This window comes from Treponema primitia ZAS-1, from assembly GCF_000297095.1.
Taxonomy (GTDB): domain Bacteria; phylum Spirochaetota; class Spirochaetia; order Treponematales; family Breznakiellaceae; genus Termitinema; species Termitinema primitia_A.
Genome location: NZ_AEEA01000066.1, coordinates 1 through 20,778, shown reverse-complemented (window position 1 = coordinate 20,778; position 20,778 = coordinate 1). Strand labels below are relative to the sequence as shown.

Genomic DNA, 20,778 nt, shown 5'->3' with positions numbered 1-20,778 from the left:
CGAATGAAAAAGGTTAGATAATATAATCCGGTCCGTTAAGTTGATTCATCTTTGCCAAAAATTCTTTTGTACGCGGATGTTTCGGGCGGTTGAACACATCCACAGGAGTTCCATCTTCGATAATTTTTCCGTTTTCCAGAAAGATAACCCGGGACGCAACGGTCCGTACAAAATTCATTTCGTGGGAAACCAGCATCATGGTGTACCCGCTGCGGGCTGTCTCCCGTATGGTGTCCAGCACTTCCCCCACCAGTTCAGGGTCCAGCGCTGAGGTGGGCTCGTCAAAGAGCAGTACCTCAGGACTCATGGCAAGCGCCCGGGCAATGGCAACCCGCTGCTGCTGCCCGCCGGAAAGGTGCTGGGGATAGTGTCCCAGCCGGTCGGAAAGGCCCACGTCCGCCAGATGTTTCCGCGCCAGTTCTTCCGCATCGGCGTGCTTCAGCTTTTTTACGGTAATAAGCCCTTCCATAACATTTTGCAGCGCCGTTTTGTGATGAAAGAGATTGAACTGCTGAAACACCATCGCTGTGCGCTTACGGAGTTCAACCCGGTTATGGCTTGTTTTGTCCGTAAGGTCCATGGAAAAATCCCCGATACGGATACTGCCCTTTTCCGGCTGTTCCAACAGGTTCATGCACCGCAGCAGGGTAGACTTTCCCGTACCCGATGGGCCGATAATCGCCACCACCTGGCTTTTTTCGATATGCAGATTCAGATCATCCAGCACGATATTGTCGTTAAACCGTTTACTAAGCCCTTGGATCTCAATCATATATGATCCTTTCCAATGACTATGGGCGGGGCGGTGTCGGGTATGCGGAGTTTCTTTTCCGCATGACGCAGCCCCTGTTCTATAGCCAGGGTAAGGACCCAGTAAATAATTGCCAGGGAACAGTAGGCTTCAAAATACCGATAGTTCACCCCCGCCAGAATTTTACCCCGGGCGGTCATCTCCACCAGGGAGCAGACAAAGGCCAGGGAGGTTCCCTTGAGCAAGCCGATAAGGGAATTGCCCAGGGGCGGCATGGCGATAAGAAAAGCCTGGGGAATAATGACCCGCTTTAAGGTTTGTATCCCCGTCATCCCCAGGGAGTGGGCGGCTTCTATCTGCCCCTTGGCAACCGACTGCAGGGCGGCGCGGATTGTTTCTGAATTGTACGCCGCTTCGTTCAGCGCCAGGGCGATAAGGGCAAACACAATGGAAGGCACATTCCGCACATTAAAATTAGTGCCGTGATAAAAGTTGATATACTTAAACATCAGGGGGATGCCAAAGTAAATCAGATACAATTGAACAAGCACCGGGGTGCCCCGGGTAATTGACACAAATACTGCGCATATTTGGCGCAGCACCGGTACCTTGTTCATTTTTACAATGGCAATAGGAAGCGCCACCATGAGCCCGCCGATGAACGCCAGGATGGTGAGGGCCAGGGTCATGGGCAGCGCTTCCAGAATGAGCGGAATCTGGGTAAATACCAATGGGAAATCGAATAACTTAGCCATTTGTTTTCCCCCTTATCCCCAACGGACTTAACCGTCCGCAGGCTTTCTCAGTCCGGTGTGTAATCGGAACCGAAATATTTCAGGTTAATCGCCTTTGATGTACCGTCTTTTACCAGTTCCCGCAGAACGGTGTTGATTTCACCGGCAAGTTTTTCATATCCCTTGGCGATGATAAAATAGGTGTAGGGAGAATTGGTAATTTGGGCAAGCAATTCCGGGGTAATCTCCACGGCTTTCAGCTTAAGATCGTATACCTTGACATATTCATCATAGAGGGGTTTATCAAGCAGAATAAAATCGTATTTTCCATTCTCCACATCCTGCACCTGGGTAACCAGATCCGCATCGGTGTAATTAAGTTTTATCTGAGCATCGGCGTTTGCGTTGTTGTAGTTCTGTAAAATAGTGGAAGCATTATTCCCCGTGGCGTTGATGGTGGTCAGTCCCGCCAGTTCGCGGAAGGATCCGATCTTACCGGACGGAATTTTAGCGGTCGGCGAGAAGGCTACGATGTCGGTGTTCTTAAAAATCGGATCGCTGAAGATGTATTTTTCCTTGCGCTCGTTATTCATGCCGAAGTTGTTAACCCCAAGCTGATACCGGTCCGAATCGAGCCCTGAAAAGATGGACGGAAAATCGGTAACTTCAAACCGTAATTCATACTGGGGGAGGCGGGCAAAAATTGCCTGGATAAGCTCTATATTATGCCCCTCCAGTTTGTTGTCCGCATTCACGTAGGAAAAGGGCCTGGGCATACCCGCAGTGGCGGCGTAGATTATCGTTTTAGTTTCCGAATTTCCGGAAGCGCCCGGTTCTTTGCTGCCCCCCGCATATAGTCCCATGGCGGTAGACAACATGATGGCAACAATAGCTGCCCTTTGTCGAAATAGACCTTTTTTTGATGATGAAAACATATATTCCTCCTTAAGAATATTTTATTACTCATATCGAGTTAATAAGTTATAAAAGATTATACGCTTATCCAGGCCCTGTCAACAAGAAAATCTGTTCAAGCCGGGTGTATAGCCAGTTTTTCTCTCCCATGGGCGATTTTCCAGGCAGCCGCATCGGGGCCTTTGGGAACAATGCCAAAGACATTCCCCGGATCGCAGCATACGTGGTAATGGGCTTTGATATGATCAAAGTGAGTATTTTCGCCAAAGGCCGGAATCTGGTAGAGATCCCGGGCATAGGCCCAGAGGTGGGGAAAATCGGTCAGCCGGTTTCGGTTTACCCGGAAGGCATTGTAATAGGCTGCGTCAAACCGCGCCAAACTTACCCAGAGCCGGATGTCCGAATCGGTGATGGAATCCCCAAAAAGATAACGCTGGGTGGAGAGCCGCCCGTCCAGCCAATCCAGGCGCTTAAACACCCGGTGATATGCCGCTTCGTAGGCTGCCTGACCACGGGCAAACCCCGCTTTATACACCCCGTTGTTTACATCGTGAAAAATGATACTGTTGAGCTCCTGGATATCCTGCCGCAGCTTTTCCGGAAAAAGGTCAGGGGCGTCCGGTTTATGGAAATCCTGCCACACCGTTTCCCAGTAATAGCTAAGGTTAAAGTAATCGTTGTTCACCACCGTGCCGGAGGGGATGTCCACAATGGCGGGGACCGTAAAACGGCCCTGGTAATTGGGATCCGAGGCCAGGTAGAGATCGCTGAGGTATTTCACCTTTAAAACCGGGTCCACAGCTCCCGGGTCCAGGCTGAAAGCCCAGTCGCTGTACTCCTTGGCGGGCCGTATGGGGTCCACCAGGCCCACGCTCAGGACCTTTTCCAAGCCCAGGAGGCTCCGGACTATCATTTGCCGGGTCGCCCAAGGGCAGGCCGCGGACCAGATGAGCCGGTATCGTCCGGCTTCTATGGGGAGTTCCCCCTCTCCGGCGCCGAAGGGGGCGGTAAAATGATTCCCCTGCCGCACAAAGGCGCCGCTTGCATTGTTTGTTTCGCCCGCAAACCACGTTTTATATGCCATGGGGTTACTCGAATTTATACAGGGGTGTGGATAGGTACCGTTCCCCCGTATCCGGGGCAATAACAACCACGGACTTGCCTTTTCCCAAACGTTCCGCAACCCGGGTCGCGCTGAGGATGGCGGCTGCGGCGGAATAACCCAGCAGGAGCCCTTCCTTCGCCGCCAGGGCGCGGGCCGTATCCCGGGCTTCATCGTTGGTGATGCGGATTATCTCATCGTAGATCCCCGTATCCAGAACCTTGGGGATGATCCCCGCGCCGATCCCCTGGATAGCGTGGGGACCGCCCGTGCCGCCGCTCAGCACCGGCGAGGCGTCGGGCTCCACCGCAACGATCCGCACATCGGACCGGAGCTTTTTGAGATAGCGCCCTACGCCGGTGATGGTGCCCCCGGTACCGATGCCCGCGACAAAGGCGTCGGGCGCTTTGCCCAGGGCTTCGACAATTTCCGGGCCCGTGGTGCGCTCATGGGTTTCGGGATTGTGGGGGTTTTCAAACTGCTTAACCTCAAAGTAGCCATGCTGGGCGATCAGTTCCGCCGCCTTGTCAAAGGATGTTTTTATGCCCCCCACGGCGCTGACAATAACCACCTCCGCACCGTAGGCCTGGGCAAGCTGACGCCGCTCCACACTAACGTTATCCCCCATGACGATTATTAATTTGTAGCCCTTGACCGCCGCCACCAGGGCCAGGCCTATCCCGGTATTGCCGCTGGTTACTTCAATCAGGGTATCTCCGGGTTTAATTTTTCCTTCCGCCTCCGCGGCGTTAATCATATTGAGGGCAATCCTGTCTTTTACGCTGCCCCCGATATTAAAACTTTCAAGCTTGACATAGACATCCGCCCCATCCTTGGGGGCAAGGCGGTTAAGTTTAACCAGCGGGGTCCCTCCGATAAGTTGCGTGGCGTCCTGGGCAATGCTGATTGACATGGGTAACTCCTTTTTAACACAGTCTAGAGCGAATCCGGCACACCGGCTGCACGGAACATACCGTAACTGATAGGCCCGCCGGGGGCGATTGGAATTTCATCAGTCTTTTTGAATCCGAAGCGTCCGTAGATTTCCAAGTTTATCCGATCCTGGGTTGCCAGGAAACAGGGCAGACCGGCCTGGTCTATCTCTTCAAGCTTTTTTGCTATCAGTTTGGATCCTATCTTTCTGCCCTGCGCTTCCGGGGCAATCGCTATGGGGGCCAGTTCCCAAGCAAGGGGAGGAATACTTTTTTCCTGGGCTTCGATGATGGCCTGGAATACCATCCACCGTTCCGCCACCCCCGGGGAAAGGCCCTTGAAAACATCGTCCATGGAACCGGTATTCTTGACGGGCTCCTCCTCACCGTTCTTGGGGGGAATCCAAGTGGCGGAGCCCACGATGACGCCCGCTTCTAAGACAAGCTCGGTCTGGTATGCGAGCCAGCCTTGTGCCCGGTGATGGAACATGGCATTGAGGAGCCGCCGCCGTTCCTCCTCATCAGGGGCTGCCCAGGTATAGAGGGCGGAATGAAAAAAAGTTCCCGCCATGAGAGTTACTATTGCACCGAAATCTTCTTTTTCCATTAATCTAAATTCGAGGTTCCCCATGATATGTAATTCTCCAATACGCATTGACATGGCGTCTAAAAGGGGTTAAATTAACGCCTATTAACATTATATGAATTATATGTAATTTGCAAGGGGGCGATCATGGTTGCAACTTCAGAATCGGCTCATGAAATAAGCGCAGAGGGCGCCTTTGTGCGCCAGGCTAACCGATTTACTACGCCCTTTGGCAGCGGTCCCGGGGAGCTTCCGGTGGAGGCGGGGAGATATCGGCTGCTCTGGGCGGCGATCTGCCCCTGGGCTCACCGGCAGATCATCGTCCTCAATCTCCTGGGACTGACGGAGGCTATCAGCATTGGGAAGGCTAATCCGGTGCGGACCGATAGGGGCTGGGAATTTTCCCTCGATCCCGCCGGGGTCGATCCGGTGTTGAAAATCCGGTATCTTTCGGAGGCCTATGAAAAGGCCGATCCCGCTTATACCGGCAGGGCAACGGTTCCCGCGGTGGTGGATATAAGCACCGGCAAGGTGGTGAACAACGATTATTTCAAGCTGACTAACCACTGGGAGACTGCCTGGGCGCCCCTGCATAAAAAAGACGCCCCGGATCTCTATCCCCCGGATTTGCGCACTGATATTGATGGGTTGAATGATATTATTTTCCATGAAGTTAATAACGCTGTTTACAAGGCGGGGTTTGCCGAAAATCAAGGGGAATATGAAAAAAATTACGAGCTCCTTTTTAAGCGCCTGGACATCCTGGAGGAACGGCTCGGGAAAAACCGTTATCTTTTTGGCAGCAGTATTACTGATTCTGATATACGGCTCTACGTTACCCTGGCCCGTTTCGATACGGCCTATAATTTGGTATTCCGGTGCAACCGGAACCGGCTCGTTGATTTTCCGAACCTCTGGAATTATGCCAAGGACCTTTTTCAGACCCCGGGCTTTGGGGATACCACGGATTTTGACGCCATCAAGCGGGGGTACCAGCTGGGCTCCCATGGGCATAACCCCTACCAGCTTCTCGCCCTGGGGCCGGATACTTCAGGCTGGAACGAGAAGCACGACCGGGGGCGTTTTAACAATATCCCCTCAAGGGGGAGTGCATAATGGATAGGGAACCCCTGCAGGAAAAACTGGTCTCCCATTTCCAGTGGTTCCACCGGCATCCCGAATTGGGGTTTGCGGAATTTGAAACCACCGCCCGTATCCGGGAGTTTCTTACCGGCCTGGGGGTGGAAATTCTTGACACGGGGCTGGAAACCGGCCTTGTCGCCCAAATTGGGAGCGGAGAACCCGTGGTTGCCCTGCGCTGCGATATTGACGCCCTCCCCATCACTGAAGATTCGAGTCTCCCCTATGCTTCCGAATATTCCGGGCGTATGCACGCCTGCGGCCACGATTTCCACACCACCGCCATGCTGGGTGCGGCAACACTGCTTTCCGCGGAAAAGGGAAAACTCCCCGGTACGGTGAAGTTGATCTTTCAGCCTGCGGAGGAAACCGCCAAGGGAGCCGCCAAAGTTCTGGCCACCGGCGTTCTGGCGGACGCAGTGGAAATCTACGGTCTCCATGTCAGCCCGGACCTCCCCTTGAGGCAAATCGGCGTCAGCCCCGGTGCAACTTATGCTGCGGTGGGCGCCTTTACCATGAAAATCCGGGGCGTGGGCGGCCATGCGGGCTACCCCCATCTTTCCCGGGACCCCATCATAGCCCTGGGGCAGATCATTGTTGCCGCCCAATCCATCGTAAGCCGCAATGCTAACCCCTTTGACCCCTCGGTGCTGAGCATAACCCATGTAGAGGGGGGTAATACCTGGAACGTGATCCCCCCGGAAGCGTCGATTGAAGGGACAATCCGTTCCCTGGGAACCGATAAATACACCAGCATTGCCGAACGGCTTGGGGAAATTGTGAAGGGGGTTGAACTGACCAGCAATACCCGCATTGATTTTACCTGGGCCATGAGTTCCCCCGCCACGGATAACGATCCCACTCTGACCGCCTTTGTGGCGGACACCGCCCGGGAACTGGGGCTTGCGGTAGGCCCTTCAAGGCAGGGCATGGGGGGCGAGGATTTCGCCCTCTACCAACAGCGGATTAAGGGGGTCTTCTGGAACATCGGTGTGGGCAGCCCCGAGGGCATCCACCACCCCCGTTTCACCGCCAATCCGGCCCCCCTCAGCAGCGCCGCAACTCTCCTGGCCCGGCTTGCAGAAAAAGCCTTAAACCGCCTAGTAAAATCCTCTTGACTTTTTTTTTATCCCCGGGTATAAAGATATTCATCCCGCCGCTGTAGCTCAGTTGGTAGAGCAAAGGACTGAAAATCCTTGTGTCAAGGCAATTCCCTTTGGCGGCAACAGTTAAAAGCCCATCCGTAAGGATGGGTTTTGTTATTATAGGCGCCAAAGGGCGCTCACGCCTTCACACTTATAAATTTTAAGATATTTATGGTGACATCTTAACATCTGTGGGGGTATGCTTTTATCAAGTGTTCAAAAAGTTGGAACCATTACACCCATCGCGGATTCGGATTTTCTGGAGCTTGCCCATGTGATGGGCTGGCAGTGCGTCGTAAAGAAGGGCGTTCCGTGCTCCGGCTTTCCCCCAATATAAATGGTATGTGTTTGATTATAAAGAATGGGACAGCGGTTTTTACCTCTCTTATAAAGAAATGGTAGAAGCCTGTACGGTACTGGGTGTTCCCCTCGATGATTTCAACACAGATGATGACTGATTCCCCCTATGCTTTTCTTCGCTCAGAGAAAAGCCTACTGTTCCGGGTGCAGGGACAGCCCTTGTTCATTTTTAGCAAGCTTCCGCACAATACAGGAAAGGGAAAAGTTGATGACAAAGTAAACCAAGGCGATAAAGCAGTAGAGTACAAAAATATGGGCGCTGCTCACCACGGTATTTTTGGAAAGTATACCCATGAGGTTTTTGCTGTTGAAGAAAAATTCCGCAATGGCGAACTGGGCAAAAAAGGAAGTATCCTTAACAGTGGTGATGATCTGGCTCATCAGGGAGGGGACTATGCGCATGAAGCATTGGGGCAGCACGATGTACCTGAGGGCCTGCAGAAAACTGAACCCCTGGGACCGGGCAGCCTCGAACTGCCCTTTGTCGATGGAATTAAGCCCGCCCCGCACAATTTCTGCGATCACCGAGGAAGTGTAGAGAGTCAGGGCCAGACCACCCCGGATAAGGTAGGTGCCGAAGGGCAGCATAAACACACAGATCAGTATCCACAATAAAAGAGGGGTACTGCGAAACACTTCTATATATATAGAAGCTATCCTGCCAAAAAACCGGCGCCCGTAATTTCTGCATAGGGCCAGCACGGAGCCTAAGGCAACGCTGGCCGCCACGGTGGCAAGGGAAATGAGCAGGGTAGTCCGCAGGCCGATCAGGATATACCGGACATTAGGGGGAGTAAAAATATCCGCAAAAACCTGGGTGTTCATTGGCCCCCCTTAGCCGACAAGGCCGCCGGCCGGACCGTCTGGGTGTCCCGGTTTTTGATTCGCAGCTCATGACGGCGTGCCCAGCTTACCAGGGGGAAGCAAAGGATGAAGTACATGGCCCCGGTAATGATATAGGCCGGGCCGTAACTCAGGGTACCGTTAGACGCCCAGGAATCAGCCCGGTACATCAGGTCCCCCCCGGCGACAAGGGCCATCACCGAAGTATTTTTGATGAGGTTTACCGCCTGGTTTACCAAAGGGGGCAGCACGATGGTGATGGTCTGGGGGAGGATGATCCAGCGCATAGCCTGGAGATAGGAAAAGCCCTGGGACTTAGCGGCCTCCATCTGCCCCCTCGCTATGGAGCTAATCCCCGCCCGGACCACTTCGGACACATACGCCCCGTGGTAGATACCCACGCAGAGCATTCCTATGGAGAACACATCCAGGGTGATCCCCACATAGGGCAGGGCGTTATACACAAAAAACACCTGGACCACCAGGGGTGTATTCTGGAAAAATTCCACATACACCCTGGCAATAGCCCGCAGTATTTTTTTGTTGGAAGTGGAAAAAAGGCCGAAGATGATTCCAAGGATCAGGGCTAAGAGCAGGGCCAGGATCGACACCAGCAGGGTGATCCTAAAGCCCTCCAGAAAGCCCGGGAAATCCTTAAATAAACGCCCCCAACGCCACAGGGCAAACGGTCCGCTGCTCACGTTTCCTAGAGATTAAACTGGCTGACCAGGCCGGCAATGGTTCCGTCACTGAGCCACTTTGAAATCAGACCATCTATATAAGAGGCTAATTCGGTATTTGACTTTTTGCTGGCAATGCCGTACTCCTGGGGAGAAAAGGCTTCCGGCAGGATTACTGTTTCATTGTCCAGGTAACCGGCCAGGATGGATTTATCCACGGAGAACACATCAACCCGGCCGGAATCCAGGGCCGCCTTGATCTCCGGATAGGTGGCAAATTCCGAAAAGCCAAAACTCACCCCGATCTTGTCCCCCGCTTCTTTAATCGCCACCCGGCTGGTAGCGGACTGGGCAACCCCGATGGTCTTACCCCCCAGGTCCTTAAGGCCGGAGATCCCCGCAGCTTTCTTAACCAGCATACCCACCGCATCGGTGTAGTAGGTGGTAGAAAAGTTGTAGGTCAGCTTCCGTTCCTCAGTAACCGTAAAGGTGGCGATAACCAGATCGATGTCCCCGTTATCCAGCAGGGGGCCCCGGGTCTTGGCGGTTACCGGGGTAAAAGCTACCTTGGAGGAATCCCCAAAGATCTCCTGGGCGATGAGTTTGGAAAGTTCTATTTCCAAGCCCTCATAGAGCCCGGTTGCCGGGTTCTGGAGCCCAAATCCCGGTACATCCGATTTAACCCCCACCCGCAGTACCCCGTGGCCCTTAATTTTGTCCACATCCCCGGAACCGCCGCTTTCCTGTTTTCCCCCGGCAAATACCGTACCGGCCACAGCCGCTAGAATCAAAGCCACACACACCATTTTTTTCGCAAACTTCATTCTTTTCCTCCTTACTTAACGCAAAATTTTACTTAAGAACGCACTGGTGCGCTCATTTTTTGGATGTTCAAAAAATTCCTCCGGCTTCCCTTCCTCAACCAGGACCCCGTTGTCCATAAAGATGATCCGGTCCGCCACCTGCCGGGCAAAGCCCATCTCGTGGGTCACCACCACCATGGTGATGGACTCCCGGGAAAGGCGAATGATCACGTCCAGCACCTCCTGAACCATCTCCGGGTCCAGCGCCGAGGTGGGCTCATCAAAGAGGAGTATCTTCTGTTTAGTCGCCAGGGCCCGGGCAATGGCGATACGCTGCTGCTGTCCCCCGGACAGGGTTGCAGGATAGGCTGCAGCCTTATCCCGGAGCCCCACCACATCCAGGTAGTGGTAGGCGATTTCCTCCGCCTCGGCCTTGCCCTTCTTTTGCAGCTTGATGGGCGCCAGGGTGATGTTCTCCAGGGCAGTCATGTGGGGGTAGAGGTTGAACTGCTGGAACACCATGGCGCAGTAGGATCGCACCAGATAGGTACGGGTGGTCCGCAAAAGGGGTTCCCCATTGAGAAAAACCTCCCCATCGTCAGGCTCCTCCAGGGCATTGATACAGCGGATAAGGGTACTCTTGCCGGATCCCGAGGGGCCGATGATCACCAGCTTTTCCCCTGCCCGGACATGCAGATAAATATCCTTCAGGACCTTCAAATGCCCAAAGGATTTGCAGACCCCCTTTAGTTCGATCATCAAAACCCTCCATGAGCTCCAATCATGCATAATTATACATAAAGATGAAAATTTATGCAATAGGGTGGCTTGGCACACAGCGGGGACAAGGGCCATATAGGCAATATTTGGAATAAATAAACATATCAAATTTTGAAATCACAATCACTAAAAAGTGCAATTTCGCCGCCCTTAGGGCGAGAAACTTGCAAAAGCACCTTAGTTCGAGGCAACACAGAGGTGCAGACATCAAATTTCCGTCTTTACTTTAACTATTAAAAGGGTATAATTTATCCCATGGAGTTAGATATTTCGTTCCATGAATCAGCCTTTAAGCATGAAGTTACGGAAGCTGATATTCGATGGGCCTTTAAAACCTTTGTTTTTGAAGAGCCGATCGAAGGCGAAGAGGACAAGTATCTGCTCATTGGTTATGATTTGTCCGGGAATCCGCTGGAAATCCTCTTCAATGAAACTGGGGGAGAATTCGTATTATGTTTTTCATGCGATGAAATGCCGCAAGCAGTTGCGGGAGATCGCAAATATTTAGGGGAATACTATGGCAGCCATAATGACCGAAGAAGAAGCGAATACCCTTGATGAGCTATATACAAAAAAGATCCCTCCGATACGGATAGGTGTTGGCGGTCCTCTGACTCGTCAGCGGGAATTGTTGCGTTCCCTTGACGAAGTGGCCGCAAATTATCTTATTACAAAGGCAGCATCCACTCATAAAACGGTATCACAGCTCATTGGCGAACTGGTACGAGAAAAGATAAACTCCGATATATCGGAACCCGCAATACCGGGGAAATAGTATGGGGATGGTCAACAGTATAAGTGTTTCCATAATCAGAGTTGTAAAAACATTTTTTAAAAAGTAATAGCAGCAAATATTCAATACCGCGATTCAAGCGGGAAGTTCAAAAAGATCCGAACGTTATGAACGTACAAGCCCTTCAAAATAGTGTTTTCCCGCCTTGGTAATCTGTTTTTGGTACAGCCTGCCTTTGTACGCAAACTGAAATGTATCGCAAACCACATCAAAGAGCATGGAAACAAGAAACCAGTTATCCGTATCGTACCATTGCATAACGCCCATAATCATGTTCCCCTCCACTTTCCAGTCATGTTCCTTCAGAAACGGAAAACAGCCAGCTTGCCATAGGGCTTGCCTATTCCACCGCCCGGTGGAACCGGAAAGATGAAATCGAAAAATATGTGATGGTCGAAATTAACGACCGAGAGGCTCTCTGCATGGGCAACCGTCCCAAAATGGAAAAATTCAGGCTGGAAGCATTCTTAAACCCTATCTAGACATTTTGGCGGAGTGTGACAAAAAGCGGGGATGAAATGGAGACTACCCAATTTGCGAAAACATTTGGGGAATAATGCTCTAGGGGCTCTCGTAACGGAACGATAATTGGGGTATAATAGCGGTAGTGTCGCATTTTGGGTAATGCGTGGGTTGAAACATGGTTTTGGGATATTTTGTTACACCTGATATTGAATTAGGGTGTAAGGTATTTTGAAAATTTCCATTGGCAGGACTTTAAAATAGTATTATACTCTATTCATGATATTGGGATATAAAATTTCTGGAGGAAATATGAATTATATCAAAAGTACGAGAATTTTTCCAAAAACAGTGAGTGAAACCTCAATTATTGGAAGAGATGGCAATCTTGGCTATTTAATCAATTTACAATGGTACGAAGAAAAAGAAGTATATAGTCAGATCCGCATTAGGGAAGAAAAATCTTCTTTTGAAGATAACCGACAATTAGAAATACCTTACCTGAAGATTTTGTAATGAAAATGTAATTGGCGGTACAAAAAATGGACTTTATTGCACATGTACGAAAATTACTCAATGAACAATGGGCAAAACCCCAATCATTAAATGAGCATCTGCAGGGAACTGCAGAATTAGCCGCAGAATTCGCAAAGTCCTTTGACTCCGCCGAGTGGGCCTATGTCCTGGGTATGAGCCACGATACCGGAAAGGGAACTGTAGAATGGCAGCGGTATATATGCAATAAAAGCGGATACGATGAGGAAGCCTCTTCCGAATCCCCGGGAAGGCTTGAGCATTCAGGGGCTGGCGCAAAATTAGTGGAAGAATCATTTGACCGGGGGACAGGCCGCATCCTTTCCTATTGCGTTGCAGGACACCATGCAGGATTAGCAGATTATATTGGTTCACCAAGCGCGTTAGTAAACCGTTTACAGCAGGTTAAAACCGATAAAATAGCGGAAGAATTTAAGTTTCCCCTCTCTTCGCTAAAACCTCAAAAAAGCCCCTGGAAGTTCAAGCCACAAGAACTTGATGCTTCACTATGGATACGTATGCTTTTCTCCTGTCTCGTTGACGCTGACCGTCTGGATACTGAAAATTATATGGACAGCGAAAAAAGTGCAAGTCGAAAGGGTTATCGTAGCATTACTGAATTACAACAACGATTTAATAACTACATGGAGGGAAAAGCAAAATCCCTAGGAAGGAACCTCAGGTTATATGAAGCCCGTCAGCGGGTTTTATCGGATTGCCGGGCTGCAGCAGTCTGGCAATCAGGATTTTTCTCGTTAACCGTTCCGACCGGTGGTGGGAAAACCCTGTCGAGTATGGCCTTTGCTTTAAAACATGCGGAACAGTATAAAAAGGATCGTGTTATTTACGTTATCCCCTATACAAGTATTATTGAGCAGAATGCCGATGTGTTCCGGGAGGTTTTTGGGGATGATGAGCTGGTTGAACATCATTCGAGCCTTGCCGAGGAAGATTCTACCATTCGCGGACGGCTGGCATCTGAAAATTGGGATGCCCCTATAATCATCACAACGGCTGTTCAATTTTTTGAATCGCTTTTTGCGAATAAAGCCGGACGTTGTAGGAAAATACATAATATCGCAAATAGTGTTATTGTTCTTGACGAAGCCCAGCTTATCCCCACTGATTTTTTGGCGCCTATTCTGGAAACACTGCGGCTTTTAGTTGAACACTACCGGGTAAGTGTTGTTATCTGTACTGCCACGAAGCCGGCCCTTGAGAAACAGCAGGCGTTCCTACAATTTCCTGGATTGCCGAAAGATTCAATACGGGAAATCATACACGATGTCCCTGATTTATTTGGCCGGTTAGAACGGGTCAAGGTTACAATGCCGCCGGATCAATCAACAATCACTGAATGGAAGGAACTATCGGAGGAACTAAGCGCCTACAAACAGGTTCTCTGTATTGTGTCAGATAGAAAGAGCTGCCGGGAACTCCATGCACTTATGCCTAAGGGGACTTATCACCTTTCAGCGCTCATGTGCGCCCAGCACCGTAGTGATGTGATAAAAAAAATAAAGGAAAAATTGGCGGCTGGAAAAGCGATTCGGGTTATCAGTACTCAGCTGGTTGAAGCGGGGGTCGATATAGATTTCCCCGTAGTATACCGGGCTATGGCCGGGCTGGATTCTATCGCCCAGGCTGCGGGAAGGTGCAACCGGGAAGGAAAGCTTAATGCAGCGGACGAACTTGGCAAGGTTGTTGTTTTTAACGCACCCCGTAAGCCGCCCCCCGGAACACTCCGAAAAGCCAGTGAAACAGCACAGCGGATGTGTAAAGAAGGCTTGAATAATCCCCTGGATCCGAGCGTATTCCTCCCTTATTTTTCTGAGCTTTTTTGGAAAAGTAATTCTTTGGATGCCAGGGGAATTATGAAATACCTGGTAAGCTCCCGCTTTGAGTTTCAATTTAAAAGCGCTGCTGAACAGTTTAAAATTATTGACGATAAAAATCAAATGTCCGTATTGGTTCCTTATGGAGAAGGGGGAAAATTTATTGACTTATTGAAAAATATAAAAAATGGCAGTTCTTTTGAAAATATTTTATTAAGGAAACTCCAAAGATATTCCGTAAATGTATATAACTATCAGTATACCGTTTTACAAGGCAGGGGTTCATTAGAAAAGATTGTTCCCGGCGTTTTCGCCTTAACCACCACCATCGAATATGATCCTACCATAGGGCTGCTTATTGATGAGATGCCGAATAATCCCGAAGATTTTATAATTTAATTGCGTAAAGGCAAATGAAGAGGAGGTATGATGCAAGACTGGTGCCTTGAAGTTTGGGGAGAGTATGCCTGTTATGCAAGGCCGGAGATGAAGGTTGAACGGGTGAGTTATGATGTGATGACCCCTTCTGCTGCCCGTGCGATTTTTGACGCAATTTTGTGGAAACCCGCGATTTCCTGGCATATTACCAAAATTGAAGTATTAAATCCGATTCGCTGGATAAGTATCCGCCGTAATGAAGTTGGAAAAATCATGGGGGAACCGACCCAAGCCCAGTTGGAAGGGAAAAGCGGCGATTCAGCGGGTTTTTTTGTTGAAGAACATCGGCAGCAACGGGCAGGACTTTTTCTCCGGGATGTTCGATACCGCATTTACGGTTGGTTTGAATTTATCCCTCCTGAAAAAAGAAAACCTCGCCTTTCCCAATACGATGAGTTTTGGGCTGATAGTGAAGAACAGACCAATAATACCCGTTCCGATGAAAGTCCGGCGAAATATGCCGCCATGTTTGAACGGCGGGCAAAAAAAGGACAATGTTTTCACCGCCCTTATTTAGGATGCCGTGAGTTTGCCTGTAATTTCACTCTGGTTGAAGGTGTTCATCCTATTAAAGAAAAGATCAACGATGATAGTGATCTGGGTTGGATGCTTTATGATATGAATTATGAAGATCCCTCCTGTCCAAAGCCCGAATTCTTTCGGGCGTACCTGGAAAATAATACGGTAAATACCGACCGGCGAACACTGGAGGTCAGGTCATGATATTACAAGCCCTGAAAGGATACTATGATAGAAAAGCGGCGGATTCTGAAAGTGGCATTTCACCTGACGGTTGGGAATTAAAAGAAATACCTTTTGTTGTTGTTCTAAACGAGAATGGTTCACTAATACAAATTGAAGATACCCGTGAAGGTGAGGGAACAAAAAGGCGAGGTCGTTATTTCTCTGTTCCTCAGGGAGTAAAGAGATCTTCAGGGGTAGCGGCAAATCTTCTTTGGGATACTGCAGGGTATGTATTCGGTATTACCGATCTTGAAGGGCTTGGAGAGGCTGATAAAAAAAGGAAGCTGTCTCGCCTTATTGAACAAAAAAAAGCTTTTATTGACCGTATTCAAAATGAAATACCGGATACTCCTAGAAAAAAAGCTCTTGTTGCATTTCTGTCCGGTATAGAACAATCGGTTCTTGAAAAGACTCTCCAATGGGATGATATTTACCGGACAAATCCCAACATTAGTTTCCGCTTTGATCATGAGCTGATGCTTTATTGTGAAACTGAAGGAATCAGAACGGCTTTAGTAGCAAAGGCTGGTTCCAAAGAATATGATGGATTATGCCTAGTTAGCGGAGAAAGGGATAAAATAAGTGTATTACATACTGCCATAAAGGGAGTATGGGGCGCCCAGTCTTCCGGGGCGAATATTGTTTCTTTTAATCAGGATTCATTCTGTTCCTATGGCAGACGAAAACAGCAGGGCTGGAATGCCCCAATCGGAGAATCCGCAATGTTTGCCTATACTACCGCACTTAATAGCCTTTTGAGCCGGGATTCAAAACAGCGTATGCAGATTGGAGACACCTCAACGGTATTTTGGTCTGCTAAAAAAACACAATTTGAAAATGATTTCACCTATTTTTTTGCGGAACCTTCAAAGGATAATCCTGATGAAGGTATCAACCATATCAGAACTCTTTTTGATTCCCCGAAAAATGGATATGTCGAAGATCCTGATAGTACAAATTTTTTTCTTCTTGGCCTTTCTCCAAATGCGGCGCGTATTTCCGTTCGATTTTGGCGGCGGGGAACGGTTGGAGAATTTGCAGGCCATATTCGACAATATTTTAAGGACCTTGAAATCGTTAAACCTAAAAACGAACCATTGTATTACTCATTATGGCGGCTTTTAGTGAATGCATCTATTCAAGACAAGAGTGATAATATCCCCCCTAATATTGAAGGCGATGTAATGCGTTCCATTCTGGATGGGACGCCCTATCCTGCGACATTGTTACAGCTGGTATTACGGCGCATCAGAAGTGATACGGAAAATCGAGTTAAGCCTGTACGGGCGGCGCTGATTAAGGCATATCTTAATAGATACTATAATAAGGAGGTAATACAAGTGGCGTTAGATACTAACGAATCATCAGATAGCTACCACTTTGGGCGATTGTTTGCGGTTCTTGAGAAAATTCAGGAAGAAGCAAATCCGGGACTAAATGCAACAATCCGCGAGCGATATTACGGAGCTGCTTGCGGGTCACCGGTAACGGTATTTCCAACATTACTGCGGCTTAAAAACCATCACATTGCAAAGTTGGAAAATAAAGGCCGAGCAATAAATTTTGAACGAATGATAACTGAGATTACGAGTCATTTCAATGACTTCTCTTCTCATCTGGATTTGCATGATCAAGGGAAATTCGCTATTGGTTATTATCATCAACGACAAGATTTATTTACCTCTAAAAAGGAATAGTATTTTAATATCATAGGAGTGTGTTATGGAACTGAAAAGACGTTATGACTTTATTTATCTTTTTGACGTTAAGGACGGAAACCCTAATGGAGATCCTGATGCCGGAAACCTCCCCAGGGTGGACGCGGAAACCGGGAATGGGCTTGTGACAGATGTATGCTTAAAGCGCAAGGTCCGTAACTATGTCGGTTTGGTAAAGGGAGAACAACCCCCTTATGAAATTTATGTAAAGGAAAAAGCAGTACTTAATAGCCAGCATGAACGGGCGTATAAGGCACTGGGTATTGATATAAGCGGCGGTGATGAAGGAAAACGGAAAGGAGGAGATAAGACAGCCGAGGCCAGGCAGTGGATGTGTCAGAACTTTTATGATGTCAGAACCTTTGGTGCAGTTATGTCAACCGGGGTTAATTGCGGTCAAGTCAGGGGGCCGATTCAGCTTACCTTTGCCCGATCAATAGATCCCGTGATTTCGTCTGAACATAGCATTACCCGTATGGCGGTTACAACCGAAAAGGAAGCGGAAAAACAAGACGGGGATAACCGTACCATGGGACGGAAGTTCACTATCCCCTATGGGCTGTATCGTACCTATGGTTTTGTTTCAGCTCCGCTAGCTAACCAGACAGGCTTCTCTGAAGAAGACTTGAATTTATTTTGGGAATCCTTACAAAACATGTTTGAACACGATCGCTCGGCGGCAAGGGGACTTATGAGCGCTCAAAAACTCATTATATTTGAACATTCGTCACCAATGGGTGATAAACCTGTACAGGATTTATTCAATAGGGTTAATGTTGCCCACAAGAATGTTGACAGTGATTCAAAAAAACCTATTAGAGATTTTTCTGATTATGTAATAAATTTAGATGGAAAAGAAGTGGAAAAATTTAAAACCGTTGTTTCGGTTTGAATTTTAATAGGCGAGAACGCTGGGGGTCCGGGGGCTTTGCCCCCGGCGAAGGGGGTGCGGCGCAACTGTGTGCGCCGCAGGGGGGAAGGCTTTCCCCCTCTTGATTAATAGAGGTAAGGTCCGGTGTACTCCGAAGATAATCTGATTCCGATTTCCGCCTTGCAGCATGTATTGTTTTGTGAGCGGCAGTATGCGTTGATCCATCTGGAGCAGATATGGGAAGAAAATCAGTTTACCGCCGAAGGGAAGGTGCTGCATGAGCGGGTGGATGCGGAACATCATGAATCCCGGCGCTTGTTCAGGCAGGAATACGGGATGGCGGTTCGGTCCTTGGAGCAGGGGCTTATCGGTAAATGCGATTTGGTGGAGCTTTGGTATACCGACGGCGGCGGGGTAAAGCGGGTATCGCCGGTGGAATTCAAGCGGGGCAGGGAGAAGGAGAGTGATGTTGACCGGATTCAGCTCTGCGCCCAGGCTTTATGTCTGGAAGAGATGTTTAAAACTGCGATTGAATCCGGGCAGCTTTATTATCTGCAGGAGCACCGCAGGGTAGATGTTATCCTTGGCGGAGAGCTTCGGGAAAAGACGCAGAATCTGACTGAACGGATTAGAGCTATTCAGCAGGCAGGAAAGACACCGGCCGCAGAATATGAAATGAGGAAGTGTGACCGCTGTTCCCTCGTTGATATTTGTATGCCGAAAACCAGCGGAACTGCTTCCAAGAAGGTGGATCGTTTTATACAAACCCAGCTTAGGTTGATGAAAAACGGGGATGGTGAAAATGAGGAAGCTTCTTAATACCCTTTATGTGAGCTCCCAGGGTTCCTACCTTCAAAAAGAAGGGGAAACCGTGGTGGTGGAGAGGGAAAAACAGCGTGTCTTACAGCTGCCGATTCATACCATCGGGGGCATTGTTTGTTTTGGCAATGTACTGTGTTCCCCTTTTTTGTTGGGATTCTGTGCCGAACGGGATGTGTCGGTTTCTTTTTTAAGTGAGCATGGACGGTTCTTAGCATCAGTACGGGGGCCGGTAAGCGGGAATGTTCTCTTGCGGCGCCGACAGTACCGGATGGCCGATGATGATGAATCTACCCGGCGGATCGCTTCCCAAGTAATAAGTGGCAAGTTGGCAAACTGCCGTATTGTGATGAACCGGACGATTCGGGATCACGCAGCAAAGGTTGATGCTCTGGCATTGAAGGCCGCTTCCGAAGCGATTGATCGCATTATTGATAGGATTCCCCGGGCGAAAAGTTCCGATGAGATTCGGGGCTTTGAAGGTCAGGCGGCGGCGGAATATTTTAAGGTGCTTAATCATTTAATTATCGAACAGAAAAACGATTTTATTTTTACCGAACGGAACCGTCGGCCTCCGTTGGACGAGGTAAACGCGTTGCTTTCGTTTATGTATACCCTTCTGGCCCACGATGTCCGCTCTGCCCTGGAAACAGTTGGGCTTGATCCTGCCGTTGGTTTTCTTCACCGGGACAGGCCCGGTAGGCCGGGATTAGCGCTGGACATTATGGAGGAGTTCCGTCCGGTGATTGCGGACAGACTGGTACTTTCTCTTATCAACCGCCGACAGATTACCAAAAAGGGATTTAGTAAAGCGGCCAATGGAGCGGTAACCATGGATGACGCTACCCGGAAAACGGTGCTTACCGAATATCAAAGCCGTAAACAGGATACGGTGTATCATCCTTATATTGAGGAAACGGTTCCTATTGGACTGCTCTTTTTTATCCAGGCAAACCTCATGGCCCATCATATTCGCGGGGATATTGACGGATACCCTCCTTTTTTCTGGAGGTAACAGTAATGATGGTACTGGTAAGTTATGATGTGATGGTAACCAGCCCGGGCGGCCCTGGTCGTTTGCGAAAAGTGGCGAAAGCCTGTACAAACTTCGGGCAGCGGGTTCAATATTCGGTCTTTGAATGTGTGGTTGATCCGGCCCAATGGGTCAATCTAAAGAACACTTTGGAGAAAATAATAGATGACAAGATAGACAGTCTGCGGTATTATTATCTTGGCGCCAATTACAAACGGCGGATAGAACATGTGGGCGCAAAACCTTCCTACGACGTAGACGGTCCTTTAGTCGTTTAAAATCCCTTTTTAGCAGTTTCTTACAGATCAGCCTTTTGTTTTGCGAACCCCCATGACACAGAATAGTCTGGCAGGTTCGCAGTGACTATAATTCCTTACAGGATAGATATTTGACAAAATAGGGAAGGGAAAACCAACTATTAATGCACCTTTTATATGATGTTTCGCGAATAAGGGGCTGTAACTTGTTGTAATATATGAATATAATAGAGTGTGAGTCGCACCTTCGCGGGTGCGTGGATTGAAACTTAAGGATATCCTTGCCATAGTCCTGCTCTACACGCGTCGCACCTTCGCGGGTGCGTGGATTGAAACGCTCCGGGCGGTATCCAGAGCGTAGATACACCCCAAAGTCGCACCTTCGCGGGTGCGTGGATTGAAACGAAAAATAGCGGAGCTTGCGGATATAGCTTCGGCTGTCGCACCTTCGCGGGTGCGTGGATTGAAACCGTTACACAATCAATATCACTGGTAAGTTTTGG

24 protein-coding genes and 1 tRNA gene are annotated in these 20,778 nt (G+C 49.2%); 14 read left to right on the top strand and 11 right to left on the bottom strand.

Features of this window, described 5'->3' with window-relative positions; all coding sequences use genetic code 11:
* Positions 1–13: 13 nt before the first annotated feature.
* The 6 genes from TPRIMZ1_RS0112285 to TPRIMZ1_RS0112260 form a co-directional block, all read right to left on the bottom strand.
* Positions 14–772 carry an amino acid ABC transporter ATP-binding protein gene (locus TPRIMZ1_RS0112285; RefSeq protein WP_010260048.1) on the bottom strand — a complete coding sequence of 253 codons (759 nt, stop codon included), beginning with the start codon at positions 770–772 and terminating at the stop codon, positions 14–16.
* Positions 769–1,506 (bottom strand): amino acid ABC transporter permease, encoded by a 738-nt coding sequence (locus tag TPRIMZ1_RS0112280; RefSeq protein ID WP_010260046.1) that lies wholly within the window; start codon positions 1,504–1,506, stop codon positions 769–771. The genes TPRIMZ1_RS0112285 and TPRIMZ1_RS0112280 overlap by 4 nt, the downstream gene beginning before the upstream one ends.
* Before the next feature lie 47 nt (positions 1,507–1,553).
* Positions 1,554–2,420 carry a transporter substrate-binding domain-containing protein gene (locus TPRIMZ1_RS0112275; protein ID WP_010260043.1) on the bottom strand — a complete coding sequence of 289 codons (867 nt, stop codon included), beginning with the start codon at positions 2,418–2,420 and terminating at the stop codon, positions 1,554–1,556.
* A 95-nt stretch (positions 2,421–2,515) separates the two neighbouring features.
* The gene (locus tag TPRIMZ1_RS0112270; RefSeq protein WP_010260040.1) at positions 2,516–3,484 is read right to left on the bottom strand and encodes a glutathione S-transferase family protein; all 969 of its coding nucleotides are present in this window, start codon (positions 3,482–3,484) and stop codon (positions 2,516–2,518) included.
* Positions 3,485–3,488: 4 nt separating this feature from the next.
* Positions 3,489–4,415 carry a cysteine synthase A gene (gene cysK, locus TPRIMZ1_RS0112265; RefSeq protein ID WP_010260037.1) on the bottom strand — a complete coding sequence of 309 codons (927 nt, stop codon included), beginning with the start codon at positions 4,413–4,415 and terminating at the stop codon, positions 3,489–3,491.
* A gap of 23 nt (positions 4,416–4,438) precedes the next feature.
* Positions 4,439–5,065, bottom strand: a complete 627-nt coding sequence (locus tag TPRIMZ1_RS0112260) for a GNAT family N-acetyltransferase (protein ID WP_010260034.1) — start codon at positions 5,063–5,065, stop codon at positions 4,439–4,441.
* Positions 5,066–5,167: 102 nt separating this feature from the next.
* On the opposite strand from TPRIMZ1_RS0112260, the gene TPRIMZ1_RS0112255 reads away from it, so the two are divergent.
* From TPRIMZ1_RS0112255 to TPRIMZ1_RS20530, 4 genes are all read left to right on the top strand, one after another.
* Positions 5,168–6,136 carry a glutathione S-transferase family protein gene (locus TPRIMZ1_RS0112255; protein WP_010260031.1) on the top strand — a complete coding sequence of 323 codons (969 nt, stop codon included), beginning with the start codon at positions 5,168–5,170 and terminating at the stop codon, positions 6,134–6,136.
* Positions 6,136–7,278 (top strand): amidohydrolase, encoded by a 1,143-nt coding sequence (locus TPRIMZ1_RS0112250; protein ID WP_010260028.1) that lies wholly within the window; start codon positions 6,136–6,138, stop codon positions 7,276–7,278. Before TPRIMZ1_RS0112255 ends, TPRIMZ1_RS0112250 begins: the two co-directional genes overlap by 1 nt.
* 37 nt (positions 7,279–7,315) lie before the next feature.
* Positions 7,316–7,385, top strand: a tRNA-Phe gene (locus tag TPRIMZ1_RS0112245).
* 119 nt (positions 7,386–7,504) lie between these two features.
* Complete coding sequence (locus TPRIMZ1_RS20530) at positions 7,505–7,642, top strand: hypothetical protein (protein WP_157784229.1); 138 nt, start codon at positions 7,505–7,507, stop codon at positions 7,640–7,642.
* A gap of 155 nt (positions 7,643–7,797) precedes the next feature.
* Here TPRIMZ1_RS20530 and TPRIMZ1_RS0112240 read toward each other — a convergent pair whose 3' ends face one another.
* The 4 genes from TPRIMZ1_RS0112240 to TPRIMZ1_RS0112225 are packed head-to-tail and all read right to left on the bottom strand — an operon-like array spanning position 7,798 to position 10,750.
* The gene (locus tag TPRIMZ1_RS0112240) at positions 7,798–8,490 is read right to left on the bottom strand and encodes an amino acid ABC transporter permease (protein WP_010260025.1); all 693 of its coding nucleotides are present in this window, start codon (positions 8,488–8,490) and stop codon (positions 7,798–7,800) included.
* A complete protein-coding gene (locus TPRIMZ1_RS0112235; protein ID WP_010260022.1) occupies positions 8,487–9,209 on the bottom strand; it encodes an amino acid ABC transporter permease in 723 nt (240 codons plus the stop codon). Before TPRIMZ1_RS0112235 ends, TPRIMZ1_RS0112240 begins: the two co-directional genes overlap by 4 nt.
* A gap of 5 nt (positions 9,210–9,214) precedes the next feature.
* A complete protein-coding gene (locus tag TPRIMZ1_RS0112230) occupies positions 9,215–10,012 on the bottom strand; it encodes a transporter substrate-binding domain-containing protein (protein ID WP_010260019.1) in 798 nt (265 codons plus the stop codon).
* A gap of 15 nt (positions 10,013–10,027) precedes the next feature.
* Positions 10,028–10,750 (bottom strand): amino acid ABC transporter ATP-binding protein, encoded by a 723-nt coding sequence (locus tag TPRIMZ1_RS0112225; protein ID WP_010260015.1) that lies wholly within the window; start codon positions 10,748–10,750, stop codon positions 10,028–10,030.
* Between the two features lie 276 nt (positions 10,751–11,026).
* Between TPRIMZ1_RS0112225 and TPRIMZ1_RS18950 the strand changes: the two genes are divergently transcribed.
* Both TPRIMZ1_RS18950 and TPRIMZ1_RS0112215 read left to right on the top strand, forming a co-directional pair.
* Positions 11,027–11,329, top strand: a complete 303-nt coding sequence (locus TPRIMZ1_RS18950) for a hypothetical protein (protein ID WP_010260012.1) — start codon at positions 11,027–11,029, stop codon at positions 11,327–11,329.
* Complete coding sequence (locus tag TPRIMZ1_RS0112215; protein WP_100217082.1) at positions 11,289–11,546, top strand: hypothetical protein; 258 nt, start codon at positions 11,289–11,291, stop codon at positions 11,544–11,546. Before TPRIMZ1_RS18950 ends, TPRIMZ1_RS0112215 begins: the two co-directional genes overlap by 41 nt.
* Before the next feature lie 123 nt (positions 11,547–11,669).
* Here the strand turns inward: TPRIMZ1_RS0112215 and TPRIMZ1_RS20525 are convergent, their stop codons facing one another.
* Positions 11,670–11,837 (bottom strand): hypothetical protein, encoded by a 168-nt coding sequence (locus tag TPRIMZ1_RS20525; protein ID WP_010260006.1) that lies wholly within the window; start codon positions 11,835–11,837, stop codon positions 11,670–11,672.
* Between the two features lie 501 nt (positions 11,838–12,338).
* On the opposite strand from TPRIMZ1_RS20525, the gene TPRIMZ1_RS0112205 reads away from it, so the two are divergent.
* From TPRIMZ1_RS0112205 to cas2, 8 genes are all read left to right on the top strand, one after another.
* Positions 12,339–12,542 carry a hypothetical protein gene (locus TPRIMZ1_RS0112205; RefSeq protein WP_010260003.1) on the top strand — a complete coding sequence of 68 codons (204 nt, stop codon included), beginning with the start codon at positions 12,339–12,341 and terminating at the stop codon, positions 12,540–12,542.
* A gap of 26 nt (positions 12,543–12,568) precedes the next feature.
* On the top strand, positions 12,569–14,794 hold the full coding sequence (locus TPRIMZ1_RS0112200) for a CRISPR-associated helicase/endonuclease Cas3 (RefSeq protein ID WP_010260000.1): 2,226 nt from the start codon (positions 12,569–12,571) through the stop codon (positions 14,792–14,794).
* A 27-nt stretch (positions 14,795–14,821) separates the two neighbouring features.
* The gene (gene cas5c, locus TPRIMZ1_RS0112195) at positions 14,822–15,556 is read left to right on the top strand and encodes a type I-C CRISPR-associated protein Cas5c (protein WP_010259997.1); all 735 of its coding nucleotides are present in this window, start codon (positions 14,822–14,824) and stop codon (positions 15,554–15,556) included.
* Positions 15,553–17,274, top strand: coding sequence for a type I-C CRISPR-associated protein Cas8c/Csd1 (cas8c, locus tag TPRIMZ1_RS0112190; protein ID WP_010259993.1), 1,722 nt, complete (start codon positions 15,553–15,555; stop codon positions 17,272–17,274). Before cas5c ends, cas8c begins: the two co-directional genes overlap by 4 nt.
* A 25-nt stretch (positions 17,275–17,299) precedes the next feature.
* Positions 17,300–18,187 carry a type I-C CRISPR-associated protein Cas7/Csd2 gene (gene cas7c, locus TPRIMZ1_RS0112185; protein WP_010259990.1) on the top strand — a complete coding sequence of 296 codons (888 nt, stop codon included), beginning with the start codon at positions 17,300–17,302 and terminating at the stop codon, positions 18,185–18,187.
* 123 nt (positions 18,188–18,310) lie between these two features.
* Positions 18,311–18,985, top strand: a complete 675-nt coding sequence (gene cas4, locus TPRIMZ1_RS0112180) for a CRISPR-associated protein Cas4 (RefSeq protein ID WP_010259988.1) — start codon at positions 18,311–18,313, stop codon at positions 18,983–18,985.
* Positions 18,969–20,000: a type I-C CRISPR-associated endonuclease Cas1c gene (gene cas1c / locus TPRIMZ1_RS0112175; protein ID WP_010259985.1), complete on the top strand. Its 1,032-nt coding sequence runs from the start codon at positions 18,969–18,971 to the stop codon at positions 19,998–20,000. Before cas4 ends, cas1c begins: the two co-directional genes overlap by 17 nt.
* A gap of 5 nt (positions 20,001–20,005) precedes the next feature.
* Positions 20,006–20,296 carry a CRISPR-associated endonuclease Cas2 gene (gene cas2 / locus TPRIMZ1_RS0112170; RefSeq protein ID WP_010259982.1) on the top strand — a complete coding sequence of 97 codons (291 nt, stop codon included), beginning with the start codon at positions 20,006–20,008 and terminating at the stop codon, positions 20,294–20,296.
* The last annotated feature ends 482 nt before the right edge of the window (positions 20,297–20,778 follow it).